This window comes from Bacillus sp. FSL R5-0286, assembly GCF_038593245.1.
Lineage (GTDB): Bacteria > Bacillota > Bacilli > Bacillales > Bacillaceae > Bacillus > Bacillus altitudinis.
The window spans coordinates 3,291,038-3,313,778 of the sequence record NZ_CP151977.1 but is presented as its reverse complement, the minus strand read 5'-3'; the positions used below and the strand labels follow the sequence as shown (position 1 = coordinate 3,313,778).

Below are 22,741 nucleotides of genomic sequence, written 5' to 3'. Positions count from 1 at the left end.
AAAAGCCCGATCAATGCTCGGATCGGACTTCTCAACTTCTCACTAGGCGCTGATCAGACAAGCGTCTTTTTTTCTTGAAATTGATTCTGCAAAAGCAGATCAATAAAATAGGCGACGCCATCTTCATGGTTGCCTTTTGTGATATAGGTGCTTTTTTCTTTAATGACATCCACCGCATTCCCCATCGCTATCCTGTGTCCTGCTTCATCGAACATGGATAGATCATTAGGGCTGTCACCGATCGCATAAATATCGGATCGGTCTACGCCATAATGGGCTGCAAGTTTCTTGAGGGCATGTCCTTTACCTGACTCTTTTGGCAGTACCTCAATGATATGTTCTCCAGATGAGGTCAAGGAGAGCTCAGGCATCTTAGAAAGAAGATCTCGTGCTTCTTGCAGCTTATTCATATCAAAGGAGAAGCATAGTAATTTATAAGTTGGTTCATTCGACTCAAAAATTTGACGGATGTCATCGACAGGTTTGATACCAAACTGTTTAAATTGAGTCATCGCCCCTTCCCATAAATCAGCTACATCCTCATGAGGATTGGCGCTTTTGATCATATCAAATTCAGCTTTGAGCTTTTCTTTTCCATCAAATGGGGAAAGGAGGGCATCGTCTGTATAGACCTCGAAATAAATGTTCCGTTCCACTAATTCCTTTGCAGCACGTCTTCCAGCTTCTTGATCAAGGGTGATTCTGCTGAAGAGCTTGTACCCTTCTGTATGGACAGTTCCTCCATTTGCCGCAATAATGGGAATGTCCAAATCCCCAAGAAGCTCTTTTACATCAAAAGTCGCGCGCCCTGTACAAATGGTCACAATATATCCAGCTTCCTTCGCACGAATCAATGCTTGCCGGTTTTGAGCGGATATTTCACTTTTCGTATTTAAGAGTGTACCGTCTAAATCAATCGCAATCATCTTTTTCATTGCTGTTATATCCTCCTTCATTCATGCAATAGCCTCTTCAAAGTATGTACGATTTCCTTCATTCTCATGAAAGAGTCGGATCGTGGATTCCTCTCTTTAAGGCTAAACAAAAATGGTCAATTGATCAAGGATATAAGAAAAAGCGCCCAAAAGGACGCTTTCTGTTTTTATGATAATTCAAGCTGTTTCTTCAATTCCGTTTTGACTTCGTTCAGTTGGTTTTGATCCAATTGGTAATAATAAACGCCATTTGGCTGGTAATCAGATCCTTTTAGTTGAATCGTATCAACAGATTTCAATGAAGTGAGTAGTGGGAAAAGACCGACTAGTTCTTTCATTGACAGGTTAGTTGAGACGTTATCACCTAGAGTATCTATGATATTGTCATAAGACGGAATAGACGTTACTGATTTTGATTTATCGAAAATGGCTTTTAAAACTTCCATTTGACGCTGTCCACGCATGAGATCACTGTCTGCTTTTCTTGTTCTCACATAAGCGAGAGCTTGATCACCATCTAGTGTGTGAGTACCCGTTTGCAGCTGAACTTTGCCCTTTGTATCTTTAAGAATCTGTTTCACAACATATTCATCTTTAATGTTAACGGAAACACCATTCAATTCATTCACAATTTCTTTAAATGCTTTGAAATTACTTTCAATCACAAAGTCGACAGGGATATCTAGTAAATTCTCAACTGTACTCACCGTGAGGTCTGCATCACCAAATGCGTGTGCATGTGTGATTTTGTCATAACCATGACCTGGAATATTAACATATGAGTCCCTTGGAATACTTAATAATTTCACGGTTTTATTCGTACGATTTACTGTCGCTAATACCATTGCATCGCTTCGTGCTTGTTTGACGGTTTCGCCTGGTCTGCTGTCAATGCCAAGCAGCAAGACAGAAAAGCTGTCTTTCCCAGGATTAAATGCTTCAATCCGTTTGACAGATTGTGCACCGCGGTCTAGAGAGACTTGTGCTTTTTTGGCAGCCGATGTCACTTTATAGTAGGCATAGCCGGTGACAGAAGCGGTTGTCAGTAAAAGAATACCAAAAATAAAAAGAGTGACTTTCACCCATGGTTTTAAACGCTTTTTGCCTTTGCGTTTACTTCTTGTTTGATCCATATATTTAAACCCTCGCTATGATTTTATAGTAAAGATGTCCTTCTTCCTGCTTACAAACTAAAACAAATATACCTTAAAACGGGATATAGTGCGACATTTTTTTCACTAACGCTTAATTGACGTTTCCTTATCTAAAAAAGTTTCAATGATACGCAAATGAAATATATTTGTCATAAAACATCGAAATGTTTGAAATGACAGGAAGTGAGGAAAATGATTTTTCATAGAGAAACATCCAGTCATTACATAGATAAAAGAGGGGTTATGATCATGAAAAATCGGAATGGGTGGCTTTATTTCTTCGGCGCACTTGGCGGCGCCTTATATGGTTACGATACAGGTGTCATTTCTGGCGCTATTTTATTTATGAAAGAGGATTTAGGTTTAAATGCATTTACAGAGGGACTTGTGGTCAGCTCGATTTTAATTGGGGCGATGCTCGGGTCTTCTCTTTCTGGAAAACTGACAGATCAATTCGGACGGAAAAAAGCGATAATCGCCGCAGCCATTTTATTTATTATCGGCGGATTTGGAACAGCCCTTGCACCGAATACGGAGGTCATGGTCTTATTCCGAATCGTGCTAGGACTTGCTGTCGGATGCTCGACGACGATTGTTCCATTATATTTATCTGAACTTGCGCCAAAGGAATCAAGAGGGGCACTTTCCTCATTAAACCAACTCATGATCACATTTGGTATTCTTCTTGCCTATATTGTGAACTACGTTTTAGCAGATGCAGAGGCATGGCGTCTGATGCTTGGAATTGCCGTTGTTCCTTCTGTGCTCTTGTTATGTGGTATTTTGTTTATGCCAGAAAGTCCTCGCTGGCTGTTTGTCCAAGGACAGGCGGATCGGGCGAAAGAAATATTGTCAAAACTTAGACAAAATAAGCAGGAAGTTGAAGACGAAATTGCGGATATTCAAAAAGCAGAAAGTGAAGAAAAAGGCGGTCTTAAGGAATTACTCGAGCCATGGGTGCGCCCCGCTTTAATTGCTGGTGTCGGCTTAGCCTTTTTACAGCAGTTTATTGGGACAAATACAATCATTTATTATGCACCAAAAACATTCACAAGTGTCGGCTTTGGCGATTCAGCAGCCATTTTAGGAACTGTAGGAATTGGTGCAGTCAATGTTGTCATGACGTTTGTTGCGATTAAAATCATTGATCGTGTCGGGCGGAAAGCGTTACTCCTATTTGGAAATGTAGGGATGGTTCTTAGTTTGATTGTTCTAGCAGTGGTCAATCGTTTTTTCGAGGGATCAACAGCTGCAGGGTGGACAACGATTATATGTTTAGGACTTTTCATCGTCATTTTTGCTGTCAGCTGGGGCCCGGTCGTATGGGTGATGCTGCCGGAGCTGTTCCCGGTACATGTCCGGGGAATTGGTACGGGGGTATCGACCTTCCTACTGCATACAGGGAATTTGATCATCTCGCTCACATTCCCAACCTTGTTAAGTGCAATTGGCATCAGTAACCTTTTCCTTATTTATGCAGCCATCGGCATAGGTGCCTTCTTATTTGTGAAATATTTAGTCACAGAAACGAAAGGGAAAAGTCTTGAAGAGATTGAAGAAGATTTAAAAAAGAGAAACCGTGCCGTCGTCAATGATAAAGGGGAAACGGTATGAAAAAAGACCAGCTGCATGAGGTAGCTGGTCTTCCTTTGTTAAACAAACGTTTAATCAAGAAAGGACAATCACTCATCTTCTGAACGTGCTGCCTATGACATACATATGGAACAGGCGGGCGAAAGGTGGAAATGAGATGAAAGGAAAAACGAGCATTGTGATGCTGACGTACAATGAACTGCACCTAACGAAAAAATGTATCGACAGTATCAAGGAGCATACTCGGCGTGATGAATATGAACTCATTATCGTGGATAATGCTTCATCAGACGGAACAAAGGAATATGTGAGACAACTGGAAGATGTCGTGTTGATTGACAACGAGAAGAATCAAGGTTTTGCCAAGGGCTGTAACCAAGGGGCGAAAAAGGCAACAGGAGATAGTCTTCTTTTTTTAAATAACGACACGATTGTGACCGAAAACTGGCTTTTGCCTTTAAGAGAAGCCCTTTTTGCATCAGATCGTATTGGCATGGTAGGCCCTGTCTCCAATTATGTGAGTGGTCCTCAGCTCGTTCAGCCATCTTACACAGATGTGAAGGAGCTTCCTGCCTTTGCGAAGGCATATACGGCTTCGAAAAAAGGTCAAAGAACATATGTGCATAGACTTGTTGGTTTTTGTCTGCTGGTCAAAAGAGAGCTGATCGAGGATGTAGGGTTATTTGATGAGCGATTTGTATATGGATCATTTGAGGATGATGACCTTTGTCTGCGTTCGTTGCTGAAGGGATACCAGCTGCAAATCGTCCATGATTCTTTTGTGCATCATCACGGTCATGCTACCTTCAATGCCAATGAAGAAACGAACATCTCTACGTTGTTTGCGGAAAACAGGCTTCGTTTTTTAGATAAATGGGGCATTGATTTAAACCTGATAACGCCCCATCCATATTTTGCAACACTGCTCCCTGAGGATGCCGGATGTGTGCTGGATGTTGGCTGTGGTGCTGGGGCGACAGGACTTGAACTGATCAACCGGCAGTCCGTTGACATGTACGGAGTAGAGGCGGATGCATTAAAAGCAGAGATGGCAAAGGCGTATTACAAAGAAGTGATTGAGACAAAAGCGGAGGCGTATCCTTGGTCAGAGAAAGAAGCTTTTTTTGATGCTGTGATCTTTTCTGATGTGTTAGAGCATGTGTCAGACCCATGGCAGTTGATAGCTCAAGCGCATGCGTCTTTAAAACCAGGTGGCGTGATCATTTGCTGCTTACCTAATATGATGCATGCGGAAGTACTGCTGCCTTTAATGGCAGGTGATTTTACGTATCAAGATGTGGGGATTTTAGATCGAACACATATGAGATTTTTCACACCAAACACAATGCGGGCGCTCTTTCCAGACCATTTATTTCATCGCGTGATTGAACAGCCGATCAATGTGCCAATTGATCAAAACGTTCAATTGTTTTTTGACGAAGTGGCGAGAGTAGGAGAGTCACTTGGCTTTCAAACAAAAGCATTATCTGATCAAGTGACGCTCTATCAGCTTTTGATCGTTGCACGTAAAAAAGGCGGTTCCCCCTCCGGGTAATCCGCCTCAGCGTGTAGGCAAACCCTCGCATTCTTTGTCAGTCCTGCGCGCCGGTGCTCGCGAATCCTTCATTCGCTCCGCTCCGGTACTCGTCCTTCCTAGACTGCAAAGGTTTTCTATCACGCTGAAAAGAAGACAAAGGGCTAAAACAAAGTTCATTTTAGCCCTTTGTCAACCATCTAAGGCGGATGACCGCCTTTTGTGCTACCATTTAAAGCTTTTCGTTGCGCCTTCTGCACCAAAGTTCAAAATGCTCACTTTGACGTCATATGCAATGTCTACTTCTTGAAATAGTGTATCCCATTCATTGCGGTGCTGATCCCAAAAGTCTGGATACTTGATGCGCACCTGCCGATTTAAAAGGATCGGGTCAACACCAACTTCTTTTTGCATGTGGTGGACAGCTTTTTGAATGCGTTCTTTGATTTTGCGTTCAAAAATGCGCTCAAATCGCTTGATGTATTGCTCATCGTATGAGTTTTCAGGGGGATATTGATCTTCTGATAGTTTCCCGTTTGTTTGTACACTAATGTTAAAGGAAATCTTTCCGTTCTTCAGATAGGGTTCAATCTTGGACTTTGCTTTCTTGATTTCATACGTAATCGGAAAGCCTTTGTAGGTGGCGGGTACGACTCCGCCTGAGATGCGATTCATGACCCAGTTTAAAGATTGGACATCTTTTGCTGGAATGAACCCTATCAGCTTTCGTGTTTTTCCATGGATAATGCCTGCACCATCATAGGTGAGTTCTCCGTTTACGACATCCACACTTTGGACAAGAAAGCTTGTACCCATCTGAAAGTAATCCGACGCTCGGCCAATACGTGTTGGCAGTAAAATCTTCCCGTTAAAGCTCCGGTTTTTTGATGTTTCAAAAATATGCTCAACTGGAACCTTTTGTTGTGATTTTAATTTTTGATTGATGATTTTTGATGCCTCATGGCGTGACACTAAGAGGTAGCTGCTTCTTCGAACCTCATCATCTCGTATAAAGTGGTTGAGTGTCCCTTGAATATCATGATGCTCGGCTTGATTTTTGCCAAACAAAAAGATTTTGAGGTGATCACTGTAAATCGGCGGGTCCTTCAAAGCGACATTGCTGACTGCTTCCAGTACATTTTTCCCCTTTGAGACGACATTCACATAGCCAGGGGAATCTGCTTCTTGTGTACCGCCCATTTTAGGGACAAGGTTTTGATAGGTGAGTTTGACTCCGTTATCATCTTCCTCGTCAATGCCAACACCGCGCACAAACGATAATTTCTCAATATCCTTTAAGTCCCAGCAGCCTGTCGATAAAAGCAAAAGACAGCAAGACAGAAAGGTGAGCCATAAACGCCGTCCTTTCATGCAGATCGACCTCCCCATTTTTTACGTATCATGAGCAGAACAGCTGTTAAAAAAGGAATCGCTAACACAGCGAATAATGCATAGCCGAGTAAAGTCGAGTAGTAAAAGACTTCATTGATATTTCTCGGAAAAAGAGAGAGAGCTGAGGTCAGCAAAAACAGCAACCATAGCAGTCTCGTTAAATTGGTTGTCTTAAAAACCGTTTGACAGCCTTTAATAGCAAATTGGAAAAAGCCAAGCATACAAATAAACTGCTGGCACGTCCAGATCGTCAGTAAGAAAATATCAAAGCGTTCAATGAAGACCCCTTCTAGTTCTAGCGCTTGAATGAGTGAGACAGTGGGCCAGGTGAGTGATTTCGTTTCTCCAACCGTCATGGAACCAATCACAATAAAGAGCGTGAGGGAGTAAATAAGTGTGGTGATCCCTACACCGATCGCTGCGGCCCATTTCGCTTTTGACCATTTGTCTTTATAGATAAGCGGTACGACAAACAAAATGACTTCAAAGCCTGTAAATTGAATAAATGTTTGAGAGAACAAATTACTAAAATCTTTAAACCCGTGCGCCATCACTGGGCGTAGGTAATCAAAATCAAATATTTTCAAACTAAACAGCATGAGCCCAATGTAAATGATCATGGTCATCGGATAAATATATGTCACCATTTTCACTACCGGAAAAATTCCGCTTTTTAAATGATAGGTGGCCACAAGTAAAAAAATCATCACAATCACCGTCATAGGGGTCGATTGCAGCAGGAAAAACTGAACCACTTCCCCCAGTACACGCGCCTCAAAGCCCACAATGGCTAGTAAATAACCGATCAGCATTAGGTTAAAGATCGTGCCAAAGAATGCACCGGCTCCTTTTGTATTCGATTCAAAAATGGTATCCGGTGCATTCTTCTCCGCAATCCAACCTAGCAAAAAAGCAACGAAAGCAAAGATGACTCCCTGTATTAATACAATGATCCAGCCATCAGGGAATCCTGAATTGGCAGAACTGCGAGGAATGGTTAAAATTCCAGCGCCTATCATTGTAGAACTGCACAGAATGGTGACTTGTAACAATGATAGCTTCTCAGCTCTGTACATCGTTTACTCTCCTTGTCTTTTGAGATTTTTTGTCTTGGCTGTTTTCGGTCTTGATTTAAATAGCCCTATTGGTAAACGAACGTACGTATCTTTTAAGTCTGAAAACGGTGAAGACAAAACAGGTGTGAAATAGTCAAAACCAAAGGTCTTTAGTTGCATCAAGTGACAAAGTACAAATAAATAACACATGATGAGGCCGTATAATCCAAACATGGCTGAACTGAAGATGGCCATAAACCGCAGAATGCGTAAGGGGAAGCTGAAATCATATGATGGAGCAGTGAAATCGGCTAGTGCCGTCAGAGACACAATAATGACCATTAAGGCACTGACGATATTGGCTTGGACAGCCGCCTGTCCAATAATGACGCCGCCAATCAGTCCAATCGTCTGCCCGATCGCCCTAGGAAGACGAAGTCCAGCTTCCCGCAGCAGTTCAATCGTAAACGACATCAAAATGGCTTCCACTACAGGAGGAAAGGGCACATTTTGCCGGCTGCCTGCGATGGTAAGTGCCATTCGTGTTGGTAATAAACCAGGATGATAGGAAACAAGGGCGATATAGAGTCCCGGTAAAAAGATCGTCAAAAGCACGGCAATATAACGGAGCAAACGCAAAAGAGTCGCACTTGTCCATCTTTGATAATAATCCTCCGGTGATTGCATCAAGGCAGTGAGAGTCATCGGCATAATGAGGGCAAACGGCGTCCCATCGAGCAAAATAGACACCTTTCCTTCGAGTACAGAGGCAATCACCCGATCAGGACGTTCTGTATTTTGAATCTGCGGGAAAATAGAGATATGACTGTCTTCAATCAGCTGTTCTATGTAGCCGCTCTCAGGAATATCATCCATTTTGATTTGCTTCATACGAGAGAATACATCATCTACTAGTTTGGGGTCTGCGATATCACGAACATACACAAGAGCAGCAGATTTCTTGTTACGAGTACCTATGTTCACCTTTTGAATGACAAGATTCGGATCGTTTGCCCGTTCACGAAGCAATGCCGTGTTTTTTTCAAGATTTTCAATAAATCCAATCCGGGGTCCTCTTACAAGGACTTCTGATTGCGGCTCCTCTACTTCTCTAAATTGAAAAAGATTCGTATGGAGCGCAAGCGCTTGAGTGGCCCTATCCACAAATAAAATAGCCCTGCCGCTGTATAACTGCTCGATGGCAAGGTTCATATCTTCCAGCACATCATTTTGAATGCCAAAGAACGTTTTAGAAAGGAGAGAAAGTGTGGTGTGGTCGACCTCGGTGATGGTCAGTTCCTTTTGCATAGGTGAAATAATTTGTTTGGAAAGCATCTCAAATTCTGTGAGTCCTTCAACGTACACGAGACATGCAGAGACAGCGGAAGGACCAAATGAAAAAGAGTGGAACACGATATCATCACTTTTGCCGGCAAAGCTTTTGACACGTTGAATGACGGACTCTATATCTTGTTCAATACGACTTTTCATAATACCTCACCCTCATGTCTTTTTTTATAGAGTGACTCGGAAGGAGAAGAATTATGCAAATAGAAAAAAGAGAATCCCCTAAAATAGGAATTCCCTTCACATGTTTATCTCGCCAGCCAGCCGCCATCTACGGCTAAAATATGACCGTTCATATAATCAGAGGCAGGGGAGCTGAGAAAGACGGCGGCACCTGCTAGATCTTCAGGCCGTCCCCAGCGTCCAGCGGGGATTCGTTTCAGAATCTCTTCATTCCGGTTCGCATCGTCACGAATGGCTTGCGTGTTATTGGTTGCAATATAACCAGGCGCGATCGCATTGACCTGAATATGCTGACTTGCCCATTCATTTGCAAAAGCTTTCGTCAAACCTGCGACAGCATGCTTACTTGCTGTATAAGCGGGAACAAAGACACCGCCTTGAAATGATAGAAGGGAAGCGATATTGACAATTTTCCCTTGCCCTTTTTTCAGCATCTGCTGTCCGACCTTTTGCGTGAGGAAAAAGAGACTGTTGATATTCACATCCATCACAGTATGCCAGTTTTCCTCTGAATATTGAGCGGCCTCTTCTCTTTTAATGGTCCCAGCATTATTGATCAAAATATCAATTGAATGCTGTTTTAAAAGGGCTTCAACATCCCGCTTTGCGGACTTAGGATCTGCAAAGTCTACTTGAATCGCATGAAATGATCTGCCGGTCTGTTCGACAAGTTCTTTTGTTTCATCAAGCGGCGTATGGTGGTAGGTGCCGATGATATCTGCACCTGAACGGGCAAGCGCTACGGCAATACCTTGCCCAATACCAGTTCCAGGACCTGTGACAAGAGCTGTTTTGCCTTCGAGGGAAAAGAGGGACGCTACATATGATGTCGTCGTCATCTCATTACCTCAGCTGGTCCATCGGGACAAAGTCCATATCTTTAAACGTATAGTTTTCTCCCGCCATTGCCCAAATAAATGAATAATTTGCGGTACCTGAGCCTGAATGAATGGACCAGGCAGGTGAGATGACGGCTTCTTCATTTGCCACAACGAGATGTCTCGTTTCAGATGGCTCCCCCATAAAATGAAAGACACGTGCGTCTTCCTCTATATCAAGATATAAGTACACTTCCATCCGCCGGTCATGTATATGAGCAGGCATCGTGTTCCATGTGTTATTGGTTTCAAGCTGAGTGATGCCCATCATAAGCTGGCAGCTTTGGATGCCGTCTGCATGAATGACCTGATACAGATTCCGTACGTTCGAGGCGGATGCTTCCCCTAAATGATTCGGTGTTAATTCAGCGATCGCAGCCTTTTGTGTCGGATACGCTCTATGAGCTGTGGCTGACACAAGATAAAATTTGGCCTGCTCACCTGATGAACTAGCAAACTGTACATGTTCGTGTCCAAGTCCAATATATAAGAAATCTTTATGCTCCAGCACAAATGACTCACCATCGACTGTAACCGTACCTTGGCCGCCGACATTCACAATGCCAATTTCCCGTCTTTCAAGGAAATATTCTGTACGTAAAAAGTCGCCGGCATCTAGCTTGATCGGTTCTGATGTCGGCATAACACCGCCAATCACCACACGGTCCTCATGCGAATAATACAGCTTCAATTCACCACTGACAAAGAGTGTCGGAATATGAAAATGACGACGAAGTTCCTCTGTTGTAAAACGCTTGACCTGCTCAGGATGTACAGCATAACGATTTTCCATTTGAGATAAGCCTCCCTTTCCATCTGAAACATATGATTGTTTTATTTGGTATCGGTTTCAAGGAAAATTCTAGAGGAAAAAGAGAGCGGCGTCAACCGTTAATTTGAAATCGCTTTCTTTAATTATATAAAAGCTTTTTTTCTTCATGTTCATGAAAAAAATCTTCTGATACAGTTCAACTTGTGGTATGCTTTTTTTAAGTTTATTTGAAATCGGTTTCGAAACAAATGAGAAGATCGATCTTGGGAGTTTTTTGTATGAAAGAGAAAAAGCAAACGAAAGTCACCATTAACGAAGTTGCAGCATATGCAGGTGTCTCAAAATCAACGGTATCCAGATACATCAATGGCAGAACAAATGAAATTTCTCCTGAAAAGGTAAAAAAGATTAAAAAAGCCATTGAGGAGCTCCATTACCGCCCGAGTCAGCTTGCTCAAGGATTGAAAGTAAGAAAGAGCAAGGTCATTGGTTTTATTGTGGCTGATATTACGAATCCATTCTCTGTTGCGACACTTCGTGGTGTGGAAGAGATTTGTGATGAATATGGATACAGCATCATGGTGTGCAACACAGATAATCGTCCAGAAAAAGAACGAGAAATGCTTCTGAAGCTGAATGCGCATTATATTGAAGGGCTGATCATTAATACGACCGGTCAAAACAATGACATTTTGCAAGACTTTAAGCAAAACGGTGTACCGATTGTTCTTGTTGACCGTAAGTTACCTGAACTCAAGGTCGATACCGTCACAACGAATAACCGTGACATCACGGCTCGTCTACTTCACCAAATGTATGAAAAAGGCTACGAACATATCGCTTTCTTTACTGAGCCGGTCGATGGGATTAGTCCACGTGAAGAACGAAAAGAAGCCTATGAACAGACGGCCATGAGTCAACATAAGAAACCTATGATTGCAGAAATCAATTTGAAGCAAAAGGAACAAATGCGAGATGAGATTTGTCGTTTTTTACAATCAAACCATCAGAAAAAAGCGATTTTAGCAGGCAATGGATTACTCATGCTGAAGCTCATCAGTGAACTCGTCGATCTTGGGGTGAAGATTCCTGAGGAGATAGGCATTGCCGGATTTGATGATACAGAATGGTATAAGCTGATCGGGCCAGGCATCACTACGGTGGCGCAGCCATCTCATGAGATGGGGAAAGCGGCGATGCAAAAAATCAAGACGCGTCTTGAAGGGGATAAGAGTGCACCCCAGACCATTCAACTTGATGGAGAAATCATTGTGAGAAAATCTTTATAAACGTTAGGCAGAGAAGAGTATACATACGTGCATGCTCTCTCTTTTTCAATTGTTTTGAAACCGGTACCAAGAAAGGGGAGAAATGAGTGAAAGCATTGGATGTGATCACATTTGGGGAATCAATGGCGATGTTTTATGCAAAAGAAATTGGCGAGCTTCACCAAGTGCATACGTTTCAAAAAGCACTTGCTGGTGCAGAGAGTAATGTTGCGGTCGGCTTGGCAAGATTAGGCTTTAGCGTAGGCTGGATGAGTAAGGTCGGGGCGGACTCACTTGGTACATTTATTTTAGAAGAGCTTCAAAAAGAAGGGGTCGATACGAAGGCAGTACTCCGTTCAAATGATGGAGCCAAAACAGGAATATTGCTTAAATCAAAAGTCATCGATGGAGACCCTGATGTGACGTACTACCGAAAAGGCTCTGCTGCGAGCACATTGAACCCAAGCGATTTCCCGTCCACTTATTTTCAGCAGGCAGGACATCTTCATATGACCGGAATCCCGCCTGCTGTGTCTAGTGAAATGAGAGCGTTTTCTTTTCATGCCCTTAAAGAAATGAAAGAAGCAGGAAAAACCATTTCCTTTGACCCGAACCTTAGACTTCAACTATGGGAAGAGGAAGAAGACATGATTCATACGGTGAACCAGATGGCTGCTCAAGTAGATTGGTTTTTCCCAGGGCTTGCAGAAGGTCAAAGACTCACAGGATGTCATGAGCCGGAAGCGATTGCGGATGTTTATTTACAAAAAGGTGTCAAGCTTGTGGTCATTAAACTGGGAGCGGAAGGAGCCTATTTCAAAAGTGCATCCGGCCAAGGTGTAGTGGATGGTTTCCATGTGTCTCATGTCGTGGATACAGTCGGAGCTGGTGATGGATTTGCAGTGGGAGTGATGAGCGGTCTGCTGGACGGATTATCATATGAAAAATCGGTGACAAGAGGCAATGCCATTGGAGCACTTGCAGTCATGTCCCCAGGAGATCACGAGGGACTGCCGACTCGGGAAGAGCTTCAGGCATTTATAAAAGAAGCCAAACGATATCAAAGGCGACACGATATGAAGGGAGATGAGAGGTATGGGAAAGTCAGCAAGTATGAGCGTTAAAGAGAAGCTCGCAGCTTGTAAACTCATTGCGGTGGTCAGAGCAGGTAGTGAAGCAGACGGGATAGAGATGATTGGTCGTTTAAAGAAAAAAGGGGTGCGGGCCATCGAAGTGACATATACCACGCCCAATGCAGAGCGGATCATTGCATCTTACCAGCATGACCACGACTTGATTGTCGGAGCTGGAACGATTACAACGCTTGAGCAGGCACAATCAGCCATTGAAGCCGGCTCTCAATTCATCGTTAGCCCTGGATATCTTCCTACTATCGGAGAGCACCTATCTTTTCACGATATACTCTACGTGCCAGGTGTTTTGACCCCGAGTGAAATTATGCAGGCAAAAGCAAATGGATACAGCGTGTTAAAGCTTTTTCCGAGCGGCTCCTTCGGTTTGTCCTATATGAAAAATTTGCAAGGCCCGTTTCCAGAGATTGAGTTCATCCCAACAGGAGGCATTCATCCAGTCGATGTGCCAAAGTGGCTTGAAGCAGGAGCCGTGGCAGTAGGTGTCGGCAGCCAGCTTGAAAGCAGTACAGCAGAAGAATTACAGGCTGTTCTTTCTTCCACCATCATGTAGTTCACATAAACAACCGGCTGATGACTGCCGGTTGTTTGTTCGTTTATCTGACATAAAAGATGGGAAGGCACTTCTTTTCACGTAAAATGAGCATAAAGGAGAGGTCGATATGTACATTCAAGAAGATGAACTAAAAGATGGTCAAATTGAACAATTGATTAAAGCTCATTTAGAAGAGATGAAAAAACATTCACCGCCAGAAAGCATTCACGCCCTTCCGTTAGACCATCTGAAAAAACATGATGTCACAGTATGGAGTGCAAGGGATGGAGAGGTGCTTCTTGGCTGCGGAGCCATCAAGGAGCTATCAAGTGAACATGGTGAACTCAAATCGATGAGAACGGCAGCAGCCCATATGCGAAAAGGCGTGGCGAAGCATCTGTTGACCCACCTTCTCCAAGAGGCGAAGCGGCGGGGGTATAAAAGAGTCAGCCTTGAAACAGGTGCGATTGCTTTCTTTGAACCGGCAAGAAAATTATATGAAAGCTTTGGATTTCAATATTGTCCGCCTTTTGGTTCATACCAAGAAGATCCAAGCAGTTTATTTATGACAAAGGAATTATAGAGGTCGAGAGAGTATGCTTTTATTAGCAGCTCTTTTTTTATGCGGCAACAATGGAAGGAGGGGAATGTGAATGAAATGGTCGAAGTTGTTCGGAATGGGCGCATTTCTCACATTTTGTGTTATATCTGTTCTTTTTTTATCTGTATTAGGTCAAGATTTAGTTAAAATTGAAAGCGCTTCCGATGAGGCGGTATCAACTTACCAATATCACTTTGTTCTTGTACCGGAGGAACTTGATAATGAATATTGGCAATTGGTGCAAAAGGGAGCTGCTGATGCGGCGGAAGTTCATCGGGTGTATCTAGAATACCTAGGTCCAAAGCAGGCTGATTTGGATGATCACCTGAAAACCATTGATATGGCGATTGCTGGTCATGTGGACGGCATTATGACACAAGGGCTTGATGCAAAGAAATACAAACCGCTCTTTCAAAAAGCAAGAGAGAAAGGTATAGATGTCGTCACAGTCGATACCGATGCAGAGGGGAGCAAGCGTCAAGTGTATGTCGGAACAGATAACTATTATTCCGGTTTTATCGCCGGACAGGCACTCATCGCTGATACAAAAGGCGAGCAGTATGTGGGCATTGTGACGGGACGGCTTGATGCGATTCACCAGAAGCTTCGCGTGAAGGGGTTTCGAGATGCCGTTTCTGGTGAAAAACGCATTCATATTGCTGGAATAGAAGAGTCGGCGATTACGAAATCAGGTGCTTCCGGTGCTGCGTATAAATTGTTAAATGATCATACGCAGCTCACCGCATTTTATGGAACAAGTGCATTAGACGGAGTCGGCATTATTCAAGCAACAGAGCAATATCATTCGTCTAAAGATGTTTATGTGCTCGCATTTGATACTCTGCCTGATACGATTCAAGCGCTGGATGATGGGAAAATTGATGCAGTGGTTGTACAGCATCCTTATGAAATGGGCTATCAAGCGGTTGAATCTCTTGTTCGTTTGCAACAAGGGGATAAACAAGAACCGCTGCAGTACACAGGGACGAGTGTGATTCGGCGAGGAGACCTGCCCCTTCATCAAACGGAAAGACCACAGGGGGTTCAGCCATGAGAAAAATACGAAGTAAATTATTATTGGCATTTTTAATTCTTGTGCTCCTTGGTAATGTGGCCGCTTTTTTTGTGTATTGGAGCAGTTCAAAAATCACATCAGAATATAGCAAGAGCTTTCGTTCCTTTCTCCTGCTGAATGATATTTCGACAGAAGCAAAAACGATGTATGAAAAGGTCAACGCCTTTGCCATCGAAAAGGATCAGGCGTTTGCCAAGGGGTATGCTGAATCAAAACAGAAAATGACATCATATGATCAAACATTACTCAAAGATGCAGGGCTTCATGCCGCCATCCCCTCCATTGAAAAATATCGATATATGATGCGGACGCTCATAAACGAAAGTGATGCGACAATGAATCATGTCAAAGAAGGGAAAATCAAAGAATATGCTGCAAGTGTGAAAGAAGTAAGAACCGTGTCCTCTTATATCCAAGAGCAGACAATGACTCTTTTGGATGATGAATTATCTGAGTATCAAGTACTCTACCAATCCCTTCAAAAAAGACATCAAACGTATGCGCTTTTTACTCTATGTCTGTTTACATTATCGATAGGCATCGCTTTATGGATGGCCTATATCATTGCGGGTGGAATTTCAAGACCGATCGTTCATCTGTCTCGAAGTGCTAAAGAAGTATCAGAAGGAAATTTTGACGGTCCGAATTTGCATGTGTCATCAAAGGACGAAATCTCTGTGTTAAATCATGCCTTTGAGCGAATGCGGCGAGAGATGAAGGTCATGATTGAAGAGATGAAACAAAAGGCCGCTTTAGATCAGAAAATTAAAGACATGAAGCTGAAAACACTACAAAACCAAATGAATCCACATTTTTTATTTAATACATTAAACATCGTTTCACGTATGGCGTACTTAGAATCAGCTGATGCGACATCGAGATTGATACAATCCGTTTCTACGCTGATGCGGTATTCGCTATCTCCTCTCAGCACATCTGTTACGTTAGAACAAGAAGTGAAAGTGGTAAAAGAATATTTTCATATACAAGAAACAAGATTTTCCGATCGTATTACATGCAAAACGACCATAGATGAGTCGTGTCTATCTGTTCACATTCCGAGCCTTACATTGCAGCCGCTTGTCGAAAATGCCTTTATTCATGGGGTAGAACCAAAAGAGGAAGGGGGGCTTGTAGAGCTCTCTATTGATCGAGATGATGGCTTTGTCATGATTCGGATTCGGGATAATGGACTTGGCATCAGTGATCAAGAGAAAAAGAGATTGCTATCGCAAGAGGAAGAAGATCATTCAGACACACGTAGTAAAGGTCACTCGACAGGAATTGGTCTTCGAAATGTGATGTCGAGGCTGCGTTTGTTTTACGGAGTGCAGGATGCCCTTCAAATTGATTCAAAGCCAAACGAAGGGACCACCATTCAATTGACAATACCAATCAAGGAGGAACGAGCATGCTGAACGTGCTGATTGTGGATGATGAAAAAATTGAACGAATGGCGATGCGTAAGTTCATGACCGAATGGCTGCCAGACTGTCATATTGCAGGGGAAGCTGCGAATGGAAAAAAGGCGGTGGAATTGGCGCGGTCTAAGCCAATTGACCTTGTGCTCATGGATATTCAGATGCCAGGCATGGATGGACTCACAGCGATCAAACAGATCAAGGCAAGCTGTCCTCATACTAAATTTATTATGCTGACAGCCTACGATACGTTTGATTATGCCAAGCAAGCCATGCAGGAAGGGGTCAAACAATACCTTGTCAAACCAGCTGATAAAGACGAAACCATTACAGCGATTCGTTCTGTTGCGGCAGAAATTCAGCAGGAAGTCTCCCTGCGGCAGGCGGAGAAAGTCAATCAGCAGTCAAATTGGCTGGAAGCTCATGTGTTGAACGGTCAATCCTATTCCTCCACAGCGTTTGAGCGGCTGTTTCAGGATTTTCAAGCAGGTCTAGTGATCGCTGTTCAGCGGACAGGCGGGGATCAACTCCTGAATCATTTGCAGGAGTCTGCTCTTTTTCAAGCAGTGCCTATCAAAGTGAGCGGTGAGCTGTTTACATGCTTGATTTACAGCCGTCAATCACCTGGTCATCTAAAGGCGAATGTACTGCAAGCCATTCGCGCTGCCATGACAAGCGAGCAGCATTCCCCTGTCATTGTTGGCATGGGTCATCCTGTCTCAAATCCACTTCAACTTCAGAAAAGTGCGGCAGAAGCGAAGCTTTCCTATTATCAGCGAAAAAAAGATGACGGTGCTGTTCGTTATGGCTTTTACTATACAGATAGACAATCTTACGTATTGATCAACTTGCCTGAGCTTGCCGATGACATGATGTTGGCACTAGAAGAAGGGAGAAGAGATGATGCTCTTGCTTACTATGATGCCTTCCAATTAGAAGGGGCAACCATTTCTCATGTGAAAGAGCTGCTCATTTTACTCAAATCACGACTTCGTGCAGATGTGCCGATTCTAGCTATCACCACAGAAACAGAATGCCGCCAATGCTGTGAACATTTATTTGATCTGTATGAAGCAAGAACCCAGACGGTGAATGATATAGAACGGGCGAAACGATACATTCAAACACATTTTTGCGAACATATCACGCTGGAGCAAACGGCCGCCTATGTTGATTTAAGCCCGACGTATTTCACCAAACGCTTTAAGGATGAGACAGGTCTGACATTTAAAGAATATGTGACGACCTGTAGGATGGATAAAATGAAGAAGCTACTGAAAGAGAGTTCGCTTAGTTTAAAAGAAATCACCTATCAAGCAGGATATACTGATCCGAATTACGTCAGTCGTGTGTTTAAAAAAATGGTTGGCTGTTCACCGAAGGAATATCGAAAACAGGTCGTAAAAAAATGAAGAATTTCATAAAAAAGTGAAGAAGTTTGCCTGAAAAAAGGCAAGGATCTGCCAGTATACTTATTTTGATAACGCTTACAAAATAGGGATGGGGGATCCATGATGAAGTTTAAATTAGGCTTTACTTTATTGGCACTCTGTATGCTGGTCGTCTCTGCTTGCAGTTCATCGACGAACTCAGATGCAAAAAAAGAGGGCGGAGCGGAGAAACTAGAAATTTTCTCTTGGTGGACTGGTGCAGGTGAGGAAGACGGGCTGAAGGCACTCATTCAATTGTTTGAGGAGAAAAATAAAGACATTCCAATTGAAAATGCAGCTGTCGCTGGTGGTGCTGGTACGAATGCAAAGGCTGTTCTAACAAGCCGGATGCAAGGAGATGATCCGCCAGCTACTTTCCAAGTACACGGGGGAGCAGAGCTGAATGAGAGCTGGGTAGCCGCAGGTAAAATGGAGCCGCTGGATGACCTTTATGAGAAAGAAGGCTGGAAGGATAAATTTCCAGAATCACTGATTGACCTTGTGAGCAAAGACGGGAAAATCTATTCCGTTCCAGTGAATATTCACAGAGGAAATGTGCTTTGGTATAACAAAAAAGTATTTGAAGAACAGGGCTTACAGCCACCAACGACGTTTGATGAATTTTTCAAAACAGCCGATGCCTTAAAGAAAAAAGGGATTACTCCACTTGCGCTTGGGGATAAAGAACCTTGGGCAGCGACTCATTTGTTTGAAAGCGTTCTTCTAGGTGTACTAGGTGCAGATGACTATCAAAAACTTTGGGCGGGCGACTTAAAAATGGATGATGCAAAAGTGAAGGAAGCGGCAGACATCTTTGGACGTATGCTCGAATACGTCAACGACGATCATAGCTCGCGTAACTGGCAGGATGCCTCACAGCTCGTGGCAAAAGGGGAAGCTGCAATGAATGTCATGGGTGATTGGGCAAAAGGATACTTTGTAAATGATCTAGATTTGAAGGTGAATAAAGACTTTGGATACGTGGCTACTCCTGGTACGGAGGGCAGCTTTATGGTCATCACGGATACATTCGGACTGCCGAAGGGTGTCAAACAGCCAGAAAACGTGAAAAAATTCTTATCTGTCTTAGGATCTGTGGAAGGACAGGATGCGTTTAATCCGTTGAAAGGGTCAATACCGGCACGTGTGGATGCAGACGTATCAAAATATGATGAATATGGAAAATCGGCAATGAAGGCGTTTAAAGAGTCAAAGCTGGCACCGTCTCTTGCGCATGGCTCAGCTGCTGAAGAAGGTTTTGTCACGAAGGCGAACCAAGCCGTCAATATTTTCGTGACACAAAAAGACAGCAGTCAGTTCGTTTCTTCTTTAAAAGATTCAATGAAATAAAGATGAAAGAGGCGGCCGTTAGGCACCGCCTCTTTTTTAAAAAAGGAGTGTAGCTTCATGCGCATGGACACATCGCCGATCACAAAAACACCAGCAGCAAAAGTGAAACGTGTTCGGAAAAAATGGAATGGAGACCAGCTGCTTGCCCTGCTATTTTTAGCACCGTCAGCTGTTTTATTATTCATTTTTGTTTACGGATTTATTGGCTGGACAGGATATGTTTCATTATCGAACTGGACCTCGCTTGTTCCTGATTTTTCTTTCGCAGGTATGAAAAATTATGTCATGCTGTTTCAAGATTTTCGCTTTCAGTCAGATCTTCGGAACACGGTCTTTTTTACATTATTCTTTATTGGAGCAGTCATTGCTTCTGGGCTTGTACTGGCCATTTTACTAGACCAGAAGATCAAGGGGGAATCACTTTTTCGGAATCTCTTTTTCTTTCCGATGGCCCTTTCCTTTGTTGTCACAGGTGTTGTGTGGCAATGGATCCTAAATCCATCTACTGGGGTGAATCTGTTTTTAAAAACACTCGGCATCCAGCCCAAGTGGTACACGGATACGAACATTTTAGCTGGATTTGTTTGGGGGAAAATTGAGTTTGGTGTACCGGCAGCAATGATTGCAGTTGTCATCGCTGCTGTGTGGCAGATGACAGGGTTCTCACTTGCGATGTATTTGGCTGGTCTTAGAGGCATTCCAGAGGAAGTGAGAGAGGCTGCTAGAATGGATGGCGCAACCGAGTGGCAAATCTACTGGAAAATCATTTTCCCGCTGTTAAAACCAATCACAGCGAGCGTCGTCATTATCATGGCACATATTTCTTTAAAGATCTTCGATTTGATTTACTCAATGACAGGACCAGGTGCAAACTTTGTCACCGATGTGCCAGGTGTTTATATGTTTGAAATGACCTTTAGAGGAAACCATTATGCAGGTGGTGCCGCCATTGCGATCGTTATGTTGATTTCTGTTGCGGTCTTTATCGTGCCGTATCTCCTGTCTAGCCGGAAGGGGGCTTCATCATGACCGCAAGAGGATTTGTCCGCCCAGTTCTTTATGCTTTATTAATACTGTGCAGTTTGTTTTTTCTCATGCCTGTTTATGTCATGCTCGTCACAAGTTTAAAGCCATTAGGTGAAGTTACCCTTGAGCGAATGTGGGCGCTTCCATCTACACTAGATTTCTCAAGCTACAAAATCGCTTTTGAAAAGTTATCACCCAATTTAATGAATTCTCTTTATCTAGTCATTCCTGCAACCTTATTGTCAGCTGTATTAGGTGCGATGAATGGCTATGTGCTGTCTAAATGGCGCTTTAAAGGATCAGAAGTGGTGTTTACCTTCATGTTGTTCGGTATGTTTATTCCATATCAAAGTATCCTTATTCCACTCATTCAATTTTTGCGTGAAATCGGCTTGTATAACTCCATTCCGGGACTTGTGCTTGTCCATGTCGTATATGGCCTGCCAATCACAACACTCATGTTTCGGAATTTTTATGTGAGCATTCCTGATGAAATGATTGAATCAGCGAAGATGGATGGTGCCGGATTTATCGGGATCTTCAGACATATGATTCTGCCGCTTTCCATCACAGGGTTTGTCGTGGTTGCCATTTGGCAGTTCACAAATGTGTGGAATGAGTTTCTATTTGCGGTTACTATGACCACGGCAGAGAATCAGCCGGTCATGGTTGCACTGCAAAATTTATCAGGCAGTCAAATTGTGCAATGGAACGTCCAAATGGCAGGTGCCATCTTGGCTGCGCTGCCGACACTTTTGGTCTATATTCTACTCGGCAAATACTTTGTGAAAGGGCTTCTTGCAGGCTCTGTCAAAGGGTAAATTGATTTTCTTGTTATCGTTTTCATTCGGTGTACTGAAAGGATTGACTTCTCTTTAGATAGCGTCATAATAAAAGTTGAGACTTGCTAGTTTTCATCATGCTAGGCAAGGATTATCAAAGGGTAGCAAAGGGAGGAGTCATCCTGAATGAAGCAGTCACCAATTTTTTTACTGCCTGAATTGAAGGAGAGAATATGGGGAGGTACAGCCTTAAGGGATCAATTTGGCTATGATATTCCTTCTGATCAAACGGGAGAATGCTGGGCAATTTCTGCTCATCCAAACGGACCAAGTGTCGTGCAAGACGGTCCATATAAAGGGAAAACGCTGATCGAACTATGGAACAATCACAGAGAATTGTTTGGGGGAATAGAAGGCGATCGCTTCCCGCTCTTAACAAAAATTTTAGATGCAAACCAAGACTTATCCGTTCAAGTTCATCCAGATGATGATTATGCGGAAAGACATGAAAATGGCGAGCTTGGGAAAACAGAGTGCTGGTATATCATTGACTGCAAAGAAGGCGCAGAAATGATATACGGTCATAATGCACGGACGAGAACTGAGCTTGTGACCATGATGAACAGCGGAGATTGGGAAGGCCTTTTGCGGCGAGTGAAAATTAAGCCGGGCGATTTTTATTATGTGCCTAGCGGTACCATTCATGCACTATGTGAAGGCACACTGGTTCTCGAAACGCAGCAAAGTTCAGATACGACCTATCGGGTGTATGATTATGAACGAAAAGACCAAAATGGCCATGAACGTGAACTTCACTTCACGCAGGCCATTGATGTTACCACGGTTCCTCATGTAGACGGTTATGCAGATGAATCAGTAGAAACTCGTCCAGGGGTGACCATTAGAACATTTGTAGAAGCAGAATATTTTTCTGTGTATAAATGGGAAATTGATCAAAAAGTAGAGCTATCGCAAGATTATCCGTTTTTGCTGTGCAGCGTTATTAATGGGGAAGGGTCCTTAGAGCATAATGGACATACATATCCGCTGCCAAAAGGAGCCCATTTTATCCTGCCGGCTGAAACAGGGAACTTCACCATTGAAGGATCTTGTGAACTGATTGTGTCACATATATAAAGGTAAAGAGGACTTCGAGGGAGTCCTCTATTTTTCTATTGCATAAAAGGACTTGAAAGAGACTTGTTTTTGTCGATAAAGAGATTAGTAGACTATTATGCAAAGTTAAGAGAGGGACAGGG

20 protein-coding genes are annotated in these 22,741 nt (G+C 43.1%); 13 read left to right on the top strand and 7 right to left on the bottom strand.

Features of this window, described 5'->3' with window-relative positions; genetic code table 11:
* Positions 1-53 precede the first annotated feature (53 nt).
* Both NST24_RS17115 and NST24_RS17110 read right to left on the bottom strand, forming a co-directional pair.
* Positions 54-935, bottom strand: a complete 882-nt coding sequence (locus NST24_RS17115) for a Cof-type HAD-IIB family hydrolase (protein WP_173408353.1) — start codon at positions 933-935, stop codon at positions 54-56.
* Between the two features lie 167 nt (positions 936-1,102).
* Positions 1,103-2,068, bottom strand: coding sequence for an LCP family protein (locus NST24_RS17110; protein ID WP_342462041.1), 966 nt, complete (start codon positions 2,066-2,068; stop codon positions 1,103-1,105).
* Positions 2,069-2,338: 270 nt separating this feature from the next.
* Here NST24_RS17110 and NST24_RS17105 point away from each other — a divergent pair, with 270 nt between their 5' ends.
* Together NST24_RS17105 and NST24_RS17100 are read left to right on the top strand one after the other, a co-directional pair.
* Complete coding sequence (locus tag NST24_RS17105) at positions 2,339-3,703, top strand: sugar porter family MFS transporter (protein WP_342462040.1); 1,365 nt, start codon at positions 2,339-2,341, stop codon at positions 3,701-3,703.
* Positions 3,704-3,839: 136 nt separating this feature from the next.
* The gene (locus NST24_RS17100; RefSeq protein WP_342462039.1) at positions 3,840-5,237 is read left to right on the top strand and encodes a bifunctional glycosyltransferase family 2 protein/class I SAM-dependent methyltransferase; all 1,398 of its coding nucleotides are present in this window, start codon (positions 3,840-3,842) and stop codon (positions 5,235-5,237) included.
* Positions 5,238-5,441: 204 nt separating this feature from the next.
* On the opposite strand, the gene NST24_RS17095 is transcribed toward NST24_RS17100, so the two are convergent.
* The 5 genes from NST24_RS17095 to kduI all read right to left on the bottom strand — a co-directional run bounded on the left by NST24_RS17095 (position 5,442) and on the right by kduI (position 10,864).
* The gene (locus NST24_RS17095) at positions 5,442-6,587 is read right to left on the bottom strand and encodes a Ger(x)C family spore germination protein (protein ID WP_024719279.1); all 1,146 of its coding nucleotides are present in this window, start codon (positions 6,585-6,587) and stop codon (positions 5,442-5,444) included.
* Positions 6,584-7,684, bottom strand: a complete 1,101-nt coding sequence (locus NST24_RS17090; protein ID WP_024719278.1) for a GerAB/ArcD/ProY family transporter — start codon at positions 7,682-7,684, stop codon at positions 6,584-6,586. Before NST24_RS17090 ends, NST24_RS17095 begins: the two co-directional genes overlap by 4 nt.
* 3 nt (positions 7,685-7,687) lie before the next feature.
* The gene (locus NST24_RS17085; RefSeq protein WP_024719277.1) at positions 7,688-9,154 is read right to left on the bottom strand and encodes a spore germination protein; all 1,467 of its coding nucleotides are present in this window, start codon (positions 9,152-9,154) and stop codon (positions 7,688-7,690) included.
* Between the two features lie 104 nt (positions 9,155-9,258).
* Entirely contained in the window at positions 9,259-10,032 is a 774-nt protein-coding gene (kduD, locus tag NST24_RS17080; RefSeq protein WP_178929824.1) for a 2-dehydro-3-deoxy-D-gluconate 5-dehydrogenase KduD, read from the bottom strand.
* 4 nt (positions 10,033-10,036) lie between these two features.
* Positions 10,037-10,864: a 5-dehydro-4-deoxy-D-glucuronate isomerase gene (gene kduI / locus NST24_RS17075; protein WP_017368169.1), complete on the bottom strand. Its 828-nt coding sequence runs from the start codon at positions 10,862-10,864 to the stop codon at positions 10,037-10,039.
* A 257-nt stretch (positions 10,865-11,121) separates the two neighbouring features.
* Between kduI and NST24_RS17070 the strand changes: the two genes are divergently transcribed.
* From NST24_RS17070 to manA, 11 genes are all read left to right on the top strand, one after another.
* Positions 11,122-12,132, top strand: coding sequence for a LacI family DNA-binding transcriptional regulator (locus tag NST24_RS17070; protein WP_045033960.1), 1,011 nt, complete (start codon positions 11,122-11,124; stop codon positions 12,130-12,132).
* Positions 12,133-12,218: 86 nt separating this feature from the next.
* Positions 12,219-13,235: a sugar kinase gene (locus NST24_RS17065; protein ID WP_073412908.1), complete on the top strand. Its 1,017-nt coding sequence runs from the start codon at positions 12,219-12,221 to the stop codon at positions 13,233-13,235.
* Positions 13,207-13,815 (top strand): bifunctional 4-hydroxy-2-oxoglutarate aldolase/2-dehydro-3-deoxy-phosphogluconate aldolase, encoded by a 609-nt coding sequence (locus NST24_RS17060; RefSeq protein ID WP_342462036.1) that lies wholly within the window; start codon positions 13,207-13,209, stop codon positions 13,813-13,815. Before NST24_RS17065 ends, NST24_RS17060 begins: the two co-directional genes overlap by 29 nt.
* 109 nt (positions 13,816-13,924) lie before the next feature.
* Positions 13,925-14,380 (top strand): GNAT family N-acetyltransferase, encoded by a 456-nt coding sequence (locus NST24_RS17055; protein WP_342462035.1) that lies wholly within the window; start codon positions 13,925-13,927, stop codon positions 14,378-14,380.
* Positions 14,381-14,450: 70 nt separating this feature from the next.
* Positions 14,451-15,452 carry a sugar-binding protein gene (locus NST24_RS17050; RefSeq protein WP_250026665.1) on the top strand — a complete coding sequence of 334 codons (1,002 nt, stop codon included), beginning with the start codon at positions 14,451-14,453 and terminating at the stop codon, positions 15,450-15,452.
* Entirely contained in the window at positions 15,449-16,891 is a 1,443-nt protein-coding gene (locus NST24_RS17045; protein WP_342462034.1) for a sensor histidine kinase, read from the top strand. The genes NST24_RS17050 and NST24_RS17045 overlap by 4 nt, the downstream gene beginning before the upstream one ends.
* On the top strand, positions 16,885-18,306 hold the full coding sequence (locus NST24_RS17040; RefSeq protein WP_342462033.1) for a response regulator: 1,422 nt from the start codon (positions 16,885-16,887) through the stop codon (positions 18,304-18,306). The genes NST24_RS17045 and NST24_RS17040 overlap by 7 nt, the downstream gene beginning before the upstream one ends.
* 99 nt (positions 18,307-18,405) lie before the next feature.
* Positions 18,406-19,674, top strand: coding sequence for an ABC transporter substrate-binding protein (locus tag NST24_RS17035; RefSeq protein ID WP_035702233.1), 1,269 nt, complete (start codon positions 18,406-18,408; stop codon positions 19,672-19,674).
* Positions 19,675-19,731: 57 nt separating this feature from the next.
* Positions 19,732-20,703 (top strand): sugar ABC transporter permease, encoded by a 972-nt coding sequence (locus tag NST24_RS17030; protein ID WP_024719268.1) that lies wholly within the window; start codon positions 19,732-19,734, stop codon positions 20,701-20,703.
* Positions 20,700-21,521: a carbohydrate ABC transporter permease gene (locus tag NST24_RS17025; RefSeq protein ID WP_277519071.1), complete on the top strand. Its 822-nt coding sequence runs from the start codon at positions 20,700-20,702 to the stop codon at positions 21,519-21,521. The genes NST24_RS17030 and NST24_RS17025 overlap by 4 nt, the downstream gene beginning before the upstream one ends.
* Before the next feature lie 147 nt (positions 21,522-21,668).
* Entirely contained in the window at positions 21,669-22,619 is a 951-nt protein-coding gene (gene manA / locus NST24_RS17020) for a mannose-6-phosphate isomerase, class I (protein WP_041507862.1), read from the top strand.
* The last annotated feature ends 122 nt before the right edge of the window (positions 22,620-22,741 follow it).

Bases quoted from the DNA above. Each gene is read 5' to 3' on its own strand.
- NST24_RS17055 (WP_342462035.1), top strand. From the start codon at position 13,925: ATGTACATTCAAGAAGATGAACTAAAAGATGGTCAAATTGAACAATTG.
- NST24_RS17100 (WP_342462039.1), top strand. From the start codon at position 3,840: ATGAAAGGAAAAACGAGCATTGTGATGCTGACGTACAATGAACTGCAC.
- NST24_RS17025 (WP_277519071.1), top strand. From the start codon at position 20,700: ATGACCGCAAGAGGATTTGTCCGCCCAGTTCTTTATGCTTTATTAATA.
- kduD (WP_178929824.1), bottom strand. From the start codon at position 10,032: ATGACGACGACATCATATGTAGCGTCCCTCTTTTCCCTCGAAGGCAAA.
- NST24_RS17050 (WP_250026665.1), top strand. From the start codon at position 14,451: ATGAAATGGTCGAAGTTGTTCGGAATGGGCGCATTTCTCACATTTTGT.
- NST24_RS17070 (WP_045033960.1), top strand. From the start codon at position 11,122: ATGAAAGAGAAAAAGCAAACGAAAGTCACCATTAACGAAGTTGCAGCA.
- NST24_RS17115 (WP_173408353.1), bottom strand. From the start codon at position 935: ATGAAAAAGATGATTGCGATTGATTTAGACGGTACACTCTTAAATACG.
- NST24_RS17060 (WP_342462036.1), top strand. From the start codon at position 13,207: ATGGGAAAGTCAGCAAGTATGAGCGTTAAAGAGAAGCTCGCAGCTTGT.
- kduI (WP_017368169.1), bottom strand. From the start codon at position 10,864: ATGGAAAATCGTTATGCTGTACATCCTGAGCAGGTCAAGCGTTTTACA.
- NST24_RS17110 (WP_342462041.1), bottom strand. From the start codon at position 2,068: ATGGATCAAACAAGAAGTAAACGCAAAGGCAAAAAGCGTTTAAAACCA.
- NST24_RS17040 (WP_342462033.1), top strand. From the start codon at position 16,885: ATGCTGAACGTGCTGATTGTGGATGATGAAAAAATTGAACGAATGGCG.
- NST24_RS17105 (WP_342462040.1), top strand. From the start codon at position 2,339: ATGAAAAATCGGAATGGGTGGCTTTATTTCTTCGGCGCACTTGGCGGC.
- NST24_RS17090 (WP_024719278.1), bottom strand. From the start codon at position 7,684: ATGTACAGAGCTGAGAAGCTATCATTGTTACAAGTCACCATTCTGTGC.
- NST24_RS17095 (WP_024719279.1), bottom strand. From the start codon at position 6,587: ATGAAAGGACGGCGTTTATGGCTCACCTTTCTGTCTTGCTGTCTTTTG.
- NST24_RS17030 (WP_024719268.1), top strand. From the start codon at position 19,732: ATGCGCATGGACACATCGCCGATCACAAAAACACCAGCAGCAAAAGTG.
- NST24_RS17045 (WP_342462034.1), top strand. From the start codon at position 15,449: ATGAGAAAAATACGAAGTAAATTATTATTGGCATTTTTAATTCTTGTG.
- NST24_RS17035 (WP_035702233.1), top strand. From the start codon at position 18,406: ATGATGAAGTTTAAATTAGGCTTTACTTTATTGGCACTCTGTATGCTG.
- NST24_RS17085 (WP_024719277.1), bottom strand. From the start codon at position 9,154: ATGAAAAGTCGTATTGAACAAGATATAGAGTCCGTCATTCAACGTGTC.
- manA (WP_041507862.1), top strand. From the start codon at position 21,669: ATGAAGCAGTCACCAATTTTTTTACTGCCTGAATTGAAGGAGAGAATA.